The following is a 9,657-nucleotide window of genomic DNA, read 5'->3' as shown; positions in this document are numbered from 1 at the left end:
TCCTGGGAGAAGACGGCGACGGGGCGGCCGTCGACGGTTCCGTAGCCGGTGACGACGCCGTCGCCGTAGGGGCGGTTGGTCGCCAGGCCGAAGTTCGTCGAGCGGTGGCGGGCGAATTCGTCCAGCTCGACGAAGGAGTGCTCGTCCAGGAGCAGGTCGATGCGCTCACGGGCCGTCAGTTTGCCTTTGGCGTGCTGCTTTTCGACGGCGCGTTCGGAGCCGGCGTGCGTCGCTTCCTCGATACGGCGCTGCAGATCCGCGAGCTTGCCCGCGGTCGTACGGATGTCGATGTCGTTCACTTCTCGCTCCACCAGGACTTTCTCTCGCTCCACCGGGACTTCGCCGGTCGGAATTCGCCGGTCAGAAGGTGTCGTGCGGGACGTGCACGCCCCACACGTCGCGCAGGGCGTGGGACACCTCGCCGACGGTCGCGCGCTGCCGCAGCGCCTCGCGCATCGGGGGCAGCACGTTGTCCGTGCCCCGCGCCGCGGCCCGCAGATCGTCGAGGGCCCGCTCGACGGCGTCCTTGTCGCGCTCCGCGCGCAGCACGGCGAGGCGTTCGCACTGGTCGGTCTCGATCTGCGGATCGACCCGGAGCGGCTCGTAGGGCTCCTCCTCGTCGAGGACGTACTTGTTGACCCCGACGACGGTGCGCTCCTGGTGGTCGATCTCCAGCGCGATGCGGTACGCGGACTTCTCGATCTCGGACTTCTGGAAGCCCTGCTCGATCGCGGCGACCGCACCGCCGCGGTCCTCCACGGCCTGGATCAGCTCCAGGGCGGCCGCCTCGATGTCGTCGGTCATGGACTCCACGACGTAGGACCCGGCGAAGGGGTCGACGGTCTTGGTCACGTCGGTCTCATAGGCGATGACCTGCTGCGTGCGCAGGGCGAGACGGGCCGCCTTCTGCGTGGGCAGGGCGATGGCCTCGTCGTAGGAGTTGGTGTGCAGGGACTGGGTGCCGCCGAGGACCGCGCCGAGGCCCTGGAGGGCGACCCGGACCAGGTTGACCTCGGGCTGCTGGGCGGTGAGCTGCACCCCGGCGGTCTGGGTGTGGAAGCGCAGCATCTGCGACTTGGGGTTCTTCGCGCCGAACTCGTCCCGCATGATCCGCGCCCAGATGCGGCGGGCGGCGCGGAACTTCGCGATCTCCTCCAGCAGCGTGGTCCGTGCGACGAAGAAGAACGACAGGCGTGGTGCGAAGTCGTCCACGTCCAGGCCGGCCGCGAGGGCGGCGCGCACGTATTCCTTGGCGTTGGCCAGGGTGAAGGCGATCTCCTGCACGGGCGTCGCCCCGGCCTCGGCCATGTGGTAGCCGGAGATGGAGATGGTGTTCCAGCGCGGCAGTTCCTTGTGGCAGTAGCCGAAGATGTCGCTGATCAGCCGCAGGGACTGCTTCGGCGGGAAGATGTAGGTGCCGCGGGCGATGTACTCCTTGAGCACGTCGTTCTGGATCGTCCCCGTCAACTGGTCGCCGGACACGCCCTGTTCGGCCGCGACGAGCTGGTACAGCAGGAGCAGCGTGGAGGCGGGGGCGTTGATCGTCATGGACGTCGAGACCTTGCCCAGCGGCAGGCCCTGGAAGAGCGTGCGCATGTCGTCGATGGAGTCGATCGCCACGCCGACCTTGCCGACCTCGCCGCGGGCGATCGCCTCGTCGGAGTCGTAACCCATCTGGGTCGGCAGGTCGAAGGCCACGCTCAGGCCGCCCGTGCCGGCGGCCACCAGTTCGTGGTAGCGCTCGTTGGACTCCTTCGCGGTGCCGAAGCCGGCGTACTGCCGCATCGTCCACGGGCGGCCCGTGTACATCGTCGGATACACGCCCCGGGTGAACGGGAACCGGCCCGGCGCGCCCAGCCTGGCGTCCGCGTCGGCCTCCGACAGGGCCGGTCCGTCGTAGACGGGCCGGATCGGCAGACCGGACTCGCTGTGTGCAACGGAATCCACGCCGGAACCTCCTCTGGTACTCGATATACATTTAACGGTACTCAGTACCGTTGGCGGGGGCAAGAGCCATCCGGCCATCGGAACGGGAGAGGATGTGGGGTCATGAGCAAGCCACCCGCGCGGATCCGACTCGCGGACGCCGCCTTCGCCCTCTTCGACGAGCGCGGATACGAGCAGACCACTGTCGACGACATCGCCGAACGGGCCGGACTGGGGCGGACGACGTTCTTCCGGCACTACCGGTCGAAGGAAGCGGTGATCTTCCCCGACCACGACCGGCTGCTCGACCTGATCCGGGAGCGGCTGGCCACCTCCAGCCACCGCACGGCGCTCGTCGCCGTGTCGGACGCCGTGCGGCTGGTGCTGCTGCACTACATCGAGGAAGGGGACCTCGCGCGTCGGCGGTACGCCCTGACCAGCAAGGTCTCCGCGCTGCGGGACCGGGAGATCGCCAGTGTGGCGCGCTACCAGCGGCTGTTCCGCGAGTTCATCGCGGACTGGATGGGCGACCCCACGACGGCAGCGTCACTGCGCGCGGAACTGATGGCGGCGGCCGTCGTCGCGGCCCACAACCACGTGCTGCGCCGCTGGCTGCGCGGTGAGTCCGCCGACCCCGTCGCGGAGATCGACGAGGCGATGGGCGAGGTGCTCGCGCTGTTCCCGGCACCCGGGGCGGACGAGGGCGCCCCGGAAGGCGGTACGACGGTCGTCGCCTTCCGCAGCGGGCAGGACCTCGACGCGCTGCTTCCGGCACTGCGCCGGCTGGTCGAGGGCGGGCCGGTGGGCTGAGGGGACCGGCACGGTGGGGGCCGGAGAGGGGCGGGCGCCATGGTGGCAGGGATGTAGGGATGTAGGGATGTCAGGGCAGCGGCTGTTGCCTCATCGCGCACGCCCGGTTCCGGCACCGTTGTCCTGACGTCGAGGGGCGATCGGCGGGCCGGCCGTGCGGACAGGGGCGCACGGCGGCCACGGCGGCGGCCGGCTGGGGCGCTGTGCCTATGACATGCCGTGCAGAGCGGGCTTGAGCACCTGCCGGCACCAGGTCCGGAAACCGGTGGCGGCGATCGTCGCGGTGGCCCAGTCCGCGTCGTAGATTCCGCCGTCCTGGGCGGCGAACATCTCGGTGAGGTCCTGCACCATCCGCTCGCCGGCTCCGCGGGAACGCAGCGTCGCGGCGTACTCGTCCATGCTGATGCGGCGGTAGGCGACGGGCATGTCGAGTTCTTCGCCGATCACCTCGGCCATGCCCTCGGGCGTGAGGCGGTCCGGTCCGAACAGGGGCAGGTCGGCCTGTCCGGCCCAGGACAGGTCGGTCAGCAGTCCGGCGGCGGCCTCGGCGATGTCGCGGGTCGCGATCGTGGCCAGTGGCCGGTCGCCGGCGCAGGTCAGGGAGAACGCGTGATGCCGGCGGATCGCGTCGAGCTGGCCGAGCAGGTTCTCCATGTAGAAGGGCAGGGCCAGTGCGCGGTAGGCCGCACCGGATGCGGCCAGGTGCGCGTCCATGGCGAAGGCCGCGGACAGCACGCCGGCCGGCCTCGTCCAGCCGTGACCGGCACTGCTCACGCCGACGAGGTGACCGACCTGGTGGCGGGTCACGGCCGCCGCGCCGGCCCGGGCGAAGGACAGGTAGTGCTCCATCGTGCTCGGCGCGGCCGGGTTCGGAGGAACCAGCCAGAACAGGGCGTCGGCTCCCGGCAGCGCCTTGTCGAGCACGGCCGGATCGTCGTGGGAGCCCTCGACGACCTCGGCCTGCTCGCGCACGGCCTGGTCCAGGCGCGCGGCGTCGCGGACGATGACCCGGACCTCCTTGCCCTCGTCGAGCAGCCGTCGCACGAGTCGGCTGCCGATCTGTCCGGTCGGCGTGGTGACGACGATCATGATGCCCCCTCGGTAACATGAACCTGAACTCCGGTTCCGAGCCTAGGGCGGGGCTGTTCATGCCGTCAACTACCATCGAGAGCCATGACCACCCGGGAAACCTCGCTGCGTGCCGACGCCCGGCGCAATCGCGAGACCATCCTCGACGCGGCCGGTGAACTGTTCGCCCGGCGGGGCGAGAACGTACAGATGGACGAGATCGCCGAGCGGGCCGGTCTGGGCGTCGGCACCCTCTACCGGCACTTCGCCGACAAGCAGGCCTTGCGGGCCGCGATCATCGGCCGCCGTTTCGAGGCGATGACCAGTCTCGCCCGGAGCGCCGAGCAGATCGCGGACCCGTGGACGGCGTTCGAGACGCTGCTGTACGGCTACCTGGAATCCGCGCAGCCCGACGCGGCGTTCCGCTTCGCCCTGCTCGGCCCGCGGGAGCCGAGCTGGGACGCCATCGCCGCCGAGAAGACCGCGTTCGCGACGATCGTCGGCCGCATCGTGCGGCGCGCCGTCGACGCCGGCCACCTGCGGGCCGACTTCACCGCCTCCGACTTCGTCCTCATCACCCGCGGCGCAATGGCGAACATGACAGGCATCGGAGACTGGCGCCGGTACCTGGCCCTCCAGCTCGAAGGCATCCGAACCGCCGGCCGCTGAGGCGCCGTTCCGTCCTCCCGGGCCGGATGACGTGAGGCGCCGAGGTGAGGGCCTGAGGCGCCGAGGTGATGACGTGCGGCGCCCAGGTGATGTACGTGAAGACCCCGCTCAGAGCCGTGTGCTCCGGTGCGTCGGGCGGCCGTCCAGCACCGTGAGAACGACCGGCAGCTCCGGCAGGTCCGTGGCGGCCGTGGTGAGCGGGTCGTCGGCGAAGACCGTCAGGTCGGCGCGGTGGCCCACGCTGAGCCGGCCCGCGCGGTCCTCCTCGCCGGCCGCGTAGGCGGCGTTGACCGTCATCGCCTGGAGCGCCTCCAGGGCGGTGAGCGCCTGCTCCGGGCCGTGCGGCGGCCGGGTCAGGTCGCGGGTGGGGCGGCGGTGGCGGGCGCCGGACATCACGGTCAGCGGGGGATAGGGGGCGATGGGCCAGTCGGAACCGAGGACGACCCGCGCGCCGGCGTCCCACAGGTCCCGGCAGCGCCAGGCGCGGGCGGCGCGTTCCTCACCCAGCCGGCGCGACCAGTTGTCGGTGTGGTCGGCACGGGTGAAGTCGCAGCAGTGGGTGGGCTGCATGGAGGCGATGACGCCCAGCTCGGCGAAGCGGCGCACGGTGTCGTCCGGGACCGTCTCGATGTGCTCGATCCGGTGCCGTACCGCGGTGTCCGAGGCGGTGCGGGCCTTGGCCACGGCGTCGAGGACGTGCCGGACGGCGGCGTCGCCGATGGCGTGGGTGGCGGTGGGCGCCCCGGCGCGGTGCAGTTCGCCGACGACGCGGGTGTAGACCTCGGGGTCCGGCCAGAACGCGTGCGTGGACTCGCCGTGGCAGTCGGGCTGTTCCAGCCAGGCGGTGCCGTTGTCGATGGTGCCGTCCATGAAGATCTTCACGCCGTCGACCCGCCACAGCCGGCCGCCCGTGCCCTGCTGCTCGATCAGCGCGCGCACTCCGTCGGCGCCGGTGCCCGGCTGGCACCAGGGCGCCACCCGCAGCCGCAGCGGCAGCTCCCCGGCGTCGTCCAGTTCCCGGTACAGGGCGAGGCTGTCGCCGTTCGCGTCCATGGCGTGGCCGCCGGTCAGGCCCGCCGCGGCCATGCCGCGCAGGGCGGCCGCGAGACGGGCGCGGCGCTCCTCGCGGGTGGGCTGCGGGGCGGCGCGCTCCACGAGTTCGCAGGCGGCGTCCTCCAGCAGCAGGCCGGTGGGGCGGCCCGCGGCGTCGCAGACGACCTCCGAGGCCTGGTCGAAGGTGCGCGGCCCGTCGACACCCGCGAGCTCCAGCGCCCGCCGGCTGGCCAGCGCGGAGTGCGCGTCGAAGAGCAGCAGCAGGGCCGGTACGCCGTCGAGGACGGGGTCGAGGGCGGCGGCCTCGAGGGGACGGTCGCCGAAGGCATTGGGGTCCAGGCCCCAGGCGTGCAGCCAGGCGCCGGGCGCGAGGCCGGCTGCCTCGCGGGCGAGGGCCTCGCGGACCTCGGTGAGGTTCGTGCAGCCGGACAGGTCCAGGCCGTGGGTGAGTTCGGCGCCGGAGACCGGGTGCAGATGGCCGTCGGTGAGGCCGGGCGTGACCACGGCGCCCCTGAGGTCGATCACCGTGGTGGCGGAGTCCGCGAGGGCGCGGATCTCCCGGTCGTCGCCCAGAGCGGTGATGCGCCCATCGGCCGCGGCGAGCGCGGTCTGCGGCAGGAAGCCGCCGGTGACCGGGTCGAGCAGGCGACCGGAGAGCAGGACGAGGGACGTGCGCACAGCGGCTCCAGGGAGTACGACGGGCAGGGACCGCCCCCGGGGGGAGGCGGACGGGGGATGGGGTGCGGTCCGGCCGGTTCGGCTCGGCGCGCCGTGGGGCGGACCGGGTGCACGGCGCGTCGAGGCGCCGGCCGGGTCCGGCCGTCAGCTCAACGAGCCGTGGGCCAGGCCCAGTTCGCGCTCCGCGGTGGTGGCGGCCAGGCGCACGATCGCGGCGGGCCGGTCCGAGGTGTCGGTGTTGGCGTGGGCGCCCAGGCCGTCGAGCACGACCAGGATGTGGATGGCGGCGACCACCGGGTCCTCGGTGCGGAACTCCTGCGCTTCCATGCCCTGCCGGATCAGCCCGGCCAGCCGTTCGCGCCAGGCGTCCTCCTGCACGGCGACCCGGTCGCGCAGCGGAGGGCGGTAGCGGCTGAGGTGCCGGGCGTTGATCCACAGGCGGCTGATCGCGTCGTAGGCCTCGCCCCTGGTGCGGGAGAGGAAGAGCGCCAGCCGCTCGGTGGGGGTGCCGCCCTGCGGCCCGTCGGGCAGCAGGGCGTCCAGTTCGCCGGTCGCGGCGCCGGCGAACGCCTCCGCGACCAGGTCCTCGACCGCCGGGAAGTAGTGGCTGATCAGGCCCGGCCGGACGTCGAGTTCCTCGGCGATCCGGCGCAGCGTGATGGCCTCCAGGCCCTCGGTCAGGGCGACCTCGGCGGCCGCCGTGACGATCTCCGCGCGCCGGGCGGCGGGGTCCTTGCGAACTCGTTTGCGCTGAACGCTTGACGGCATACCCCGGATGCTATTGAGTGTGCGACCAATAAGCAAGCGATGGCCGACACGCAGGCCGCCGCACCTTCCCAGCGGATCCCGCATCCTGGAAGCGGGCCCGCTCCCGGCCCGCCTCAGCGGGCCCCGCACCCGGCACGTGGAGTGACCTGATGGCCTCACTGACTCCAAAACCGTCCACGGACACCGCCGACTGTCCCGACGACCCGGCCCCGTCCGCCGGCCGCGTCGAGGCGCACGGCGTCGACCACATCCCCGACAGCGAACGCCACGGCCGCCCGCGCGAGCTGTTTCCGGTGTGGGCCGCGGCCAACGTCAACTACCTGTCCCTGCTGGTCGGCGGCGCCCTGGTCCTGATGGGCCTGACCCTGTGGCAGGCCCTGGCCGTGATCGTCGTGGGCAACCTGTTCTGGACCCTCACCGGCCTGCTCGCGGTGTCCGGACCGGCCGCCGGCGCCCCCAGCGAGGTCATCACCCGCGCCCTGTTCGGCGTCCTCGGCAACCGCGTCAACAACGCCGTCACCGGCTGGATGATCTCGGTCTGCTACTTCGCCCTGAACCTGTCCTCCGCCGCCGTGGCCGCCTTCGCCCTCATCGAGAAGGCCGGCATCACCGCGAGCACCCCGCTGAAGATCGTCACCGTGATCGTCATCGCCGCGCTCACCCTCGCGATCAGCATCTACGGTCACGCCTTCATCCTGCGCGTGTACCTGCCGATCACCCTGGCGCTCAGCGCCGTCTTCGCCGTCGTGGCCGTCGGCGTGCTCCGGCACACCGACTTCTCGTACGCGCCGGCGCAGCCCCTGACCGGCACCGCCCTGTGGGCCACCCTCATCGGCGGTGTCACGATCATCGCCTCGGGCCCGCTGTCGTACACGACCAGCGCCGACTTCTCCCGCTACCTGCCCCGCGCCACCTCGGCCCGCGCCGTCGCCGGCTGGACCGCCCTCGGCGGCTTCCTGCCCAGCGTCCTGGTGTGCTCGCTCGGCGCGTTCGCCGCGACCGCCGTCGACATGACCGACCCGCAGCGCGGCCTGGAGAAGGTCCTGCCCGGCTGGTTCACGCCGGTCTTCCTGTGCGCGCTGGTCCTCGGCACCATCGCCATCAACGCGCTGACCGGCTACAGCGCCGGCCTCGCCCTGCAGGCGGTCGGCCTGCGCATCCGGCGGACCATCAGCGTCCTGTTCGACGGCACCGCCGCCGTCGCCCTCACCCTGTACGCGCTGCTGGTCTCCGACTTCCTCGACACCGTCAGCCAGGTCCTGCAGCTGACCGTCATCCTGCTCGGCCCCAGCATGGCCGTCTACGCCACCGACGTCGTCCTGCGCCGCAACCGCTACGACGGACTCGCCCTCATGGACGAGACCCCCGCCAGCCCCTTCTGGTACCGGGGCGGCGTCAACTGGGCCGGGGCCGGCGCCCTCGCCGCCGGCGTCACCGCCGGGGCCGTGTGCGTCGACACCCTCTACACCGGCCCCGTGGCCGGCGCCCTCGGCGGCATCGACCTGTCCCTGCCGGCCGGCATGCTCGTCGCCGCCGTCGTGTACGGACTCACCATGCGCCGCTCCGCCGGCGTGCGCGCGGCCCGGGAGGCGGCATGAACCACCCCGGCACCCTGACCATCACCGGGGACACCCCGAAGCAGCGCGGATACCGGCGCGGACGTCTGGCGCGCGCCGGGATCGCCCGCTCCTGGGCCGTCTACGACCGGCTCTTCACCACCCTCGCCGCACAGCACCGGCGGCCGATCGACGTCCCCGAACTCGCCGCACGCTCGACCGAGGCGACCCGGGCCTGGGCGCCCGGCCTCGTCGAGGAGATGGAAGGCGTCGCCGAGGGCGCCGAGGTGCCCTTGTGGACCGTCGCCGCGCTCAACGCGCGCACCGAGATCCTCGCCGAGGCCGGCGCCCCGCGCACCGGCGAGTGCTCCACGGTCGTCCGCACCGGCACGCCCACCACCGGCGGCCAGTGCTGGGACTGGCACGAGGAGCTGGCCGACGCCTGGCACGTCCAGACCGTCACCGGCGGCGCGCGCAGCTTCGCCGGCATCACCGAGCACGGCATCCTCGCCAAGATCGGCGTCAACGACGCCGGGGTCGGCGTGCTCTTCAACATCCTCGGCCACCACGGCGACGGCGTGGGCGGGGTGCCCGTCCACCTGGTCGCCCGGCGGGTGCTGGGGGAGGCGGGCTCCTTCGAGCAGGCCCTCGCCCTGCTCGCGGACGCGCCCGTCTCCGCGTCCACCGTCCTCACCGTGGTGACCGCCGGCCGGGCGGCGTCGGTCGAGCTGAGCCCGGCCGGCAGTGCCGTCGTCGGCCCCGACGCGCAGGGATGGCTGGTGCGCACCAACCACTTCCTCGCGCCCGGCCTCGCCGCCGGTGAACTGCGCGGCCGACGGGAGCCGGAGACGTACGACCGCCACCGCGTCCTCAGCCGGCGCGTGCTCGGCCGAGCGGCCCCCGCGGGCCCCGGCGAGCTGGCCGAGCTGCTCACCGTGCACGGCGACGACGACGGCGCCCAGGTGTGCTGCCACGCCCCGGACGGCGGGGAGCTGGGCACCCGCTGGGCGACGCTCGCCACGGTCGCGCTCGACGTCGCCGAACGGCGGCTGAGCGTGCACAAGGGCGGACCGTGCACCGCGGGGCCCGCCACCTGGACGTCGGTCACCGCGACGGCCCGCTGAGCAGG

9 protein-coding genes are annotated in these 9,657 nt (G+C 72.8%); 4 read left to right on the top strand and 5 right to left on the bottom strand.

What is annotated here, in order from left to right; all coding sequences use genetic code 11:
- A partial coding sequence (locus AC0B9F_RS13820; protein WP_472002101.1) for a carboxyl transferase domain-containing protein occupies positions 1-311 on the bottom strand: 311 nt, incomplete at its 3' end.
- Positions 312-360: 49 nt separating this feature from the next.
- A complete protein-coding gene (locus AC0B9F_RS13815) occupies positions 361-1,947 on the bottom strand; it encodes an acyl-CoA mutase large subunit family protein (protein WP_472002099.1) in 1,587 nt (528 codons plus the stop codon).
- A gap of 102 nt (positions 1,948-2,049) precedes the next feature.
- Between AC0B9F_RS13815 and AC0B9F_RS13810 the strand changes: the two genes are divergently transcribed.
- Positions 2,050-2,736 carry a TetR/AcrR family transcriptional regulator gene (locus AC0B9F_RS13810; RefSeq protein WP_472002097.1) on the top strand — a complete coding sequence of 229 codons (687 nt, stop codon included), beginning with the start codon at positions 2,050-2,052 and terminating at the stop codon, positions 2,734-2,736.
- Between the two features lie 207 nt (positions 2,737-2,943).
- On the opposite strand, the gene AC0B9F_RS13805 is transcribed toward AC0B9F_RS13810, so the two are convergent.
- The gene (locus tag AC0B9F_RS13805) at positions 2,944-3,825 is read right to left on the bottom strand and encodes an NAD(P)H-binding protein (protein WP_472002095.1); all 882 of its coding nucleotides are present in this window, start codon (positions 3,823-3,825) and stop codon (positions 2,944-2,946) included.
- An 84-nt stretch (positions 3,826-3,909) separates the two neighbouring features.
- Between AC0B9F_RS13805 and AC0B9F_RS13800 the strand changes: the two genes are divergently transcribed.
- A complete protein-coding gene (locus AC0B9F_RS13800) occupies positions 3,910-4,473 on the top strand; it encodes a TetR/AcrR family transcriptional regulator (RefSeq protein ID WP_472002093.1) in 564 nt (187 codons plus the stop codon).
- A gap of 108 nt (positions 4,474-4,581) precedes the next feature.
- Here the strand turns inward: AC0B9F_RS13800 and AC0B9F_RS13795 are convergent, their stop codons facing one another.
- Both AC0B9F_RS13795 and AC0B9F_RS13790 read right to left on the bottom strand, forming a co-directional pair.
- On the bottom strand, positions 4,582-6,204 hold the full coding sequence (locus tag AC0B9F_RS13795; RefSeq protein ID WP_472002091.1) for an amidohydrolase: 1,623 nt from the start codon (positions 6,202-6,204) through the stop codon (positions 4,582-4,584).
- Positions 6,205-6,348: 144 nt separating this feature from the next.
- Positions 6,349-6,972: a TetR/AcrR family transcriptional regulator gene (locus AC0B9F_RS13790; protein ID WP_472002089.1), complete on the bottom strand. Its 624-nt coding sequence runs from the start codon at positions 6,970-6,972 to the stop codon at positions 6,349-6,351.
- A gap of 149 nt (positions 6,973-7,121) precedes the next feature.
- Here AC0B9F_RS13790 and AC0B9F_RS13785 point away from each other — a divergent pair, with 149 nt between their 5' ends.
- Both AC0B9F_RS13785 and AC0B9F_RS13780 read left to right on the top strand, forming a co-directional pair.
- Positions 7,122-8,570, top strand: coding sequence for a purine-cytosine permease family protein (locus AC0B9F_RS13785; protein ID WP_472002087.1), 1,449 nt, complete (start codon positions 7,122-7,124; stop codon positions 8,568-8,570).
- Positions 8,567-9,652 carry a C45 family autoproteolytic acyltransferase/hydolase gene (locus AC0B9F_RS13780; protein ID WP_472002084.1) on the top strand — a complete coding sequence of 362 codons (1,086 nt, stop codon included), beginning with the start codon at positions 8,567-8,569 and terminating at the stop codon, positions 9,650-9,652. The genes AC0B9F_RS13785 and AC0B9F_RS13780 overlap by 4 nt, the downstream gene beginning before the upstream one ends.
- Positions 9,653-9,657 lie beyond the last annotated feature (5 nt).

The sequence above is a fragment of the Streptomyces sp. NPDC097129 genome (assembly GCF_055668065.1).
This window is presented reverse-complemented; position numbering and strand designations above follow the sequence as displayed.

What these genes read in the sequence shown, in the direction of transcription:
- AC0B9F_RS13810 (WP_472002097.1), top strand. Translation starts at nt 2,050, where the DNA reads ATGAGCAAGCCACCCGCGCGGATCCGACTCGCGGACGCCGCCTTCGCC.
- AC0B9F_RS13805 (WP_472002095.1), bottom strand. Translation starts at nt 3,825, where the DNA reads ATGATCGTCGTCACCACGCCGACCGGACAGATCGGCAGCCGACTCGTG.
- AC0B9F_RS13800 (WP_472002093.1), top strand. Translation starts at nt 3,910, where the DNA reads ATGACCACCCGGGAAACCTCGCTGCGTGCCGACGCCCGGCGCAATCGC.
- AC0B9F_RS13790 (WP_472002089.1), bottom strand. Translation starts at nt 6,972, where the DNA reads ATGCCGTCAAGCGTTCAGCGCAAACGAGTTCGCAAGGACCCCGCCGCC.
- AC0B9F_RS13785 (WP_472002087.1), top strand. Translation starts at nt 7,122, where the DNA reads ATGGCCTCACTGACTCCAAAACCGTCCACGGACACCGCCGACTGTCCC.
- AC0B9F_RS13780 (WP_472002084.1), top strand. Translation starts at nt 8,567, where the DNA reads ATGAACCACCCCGGCACCCTGACCATCACCGGGGACACCCCGAAGCAG.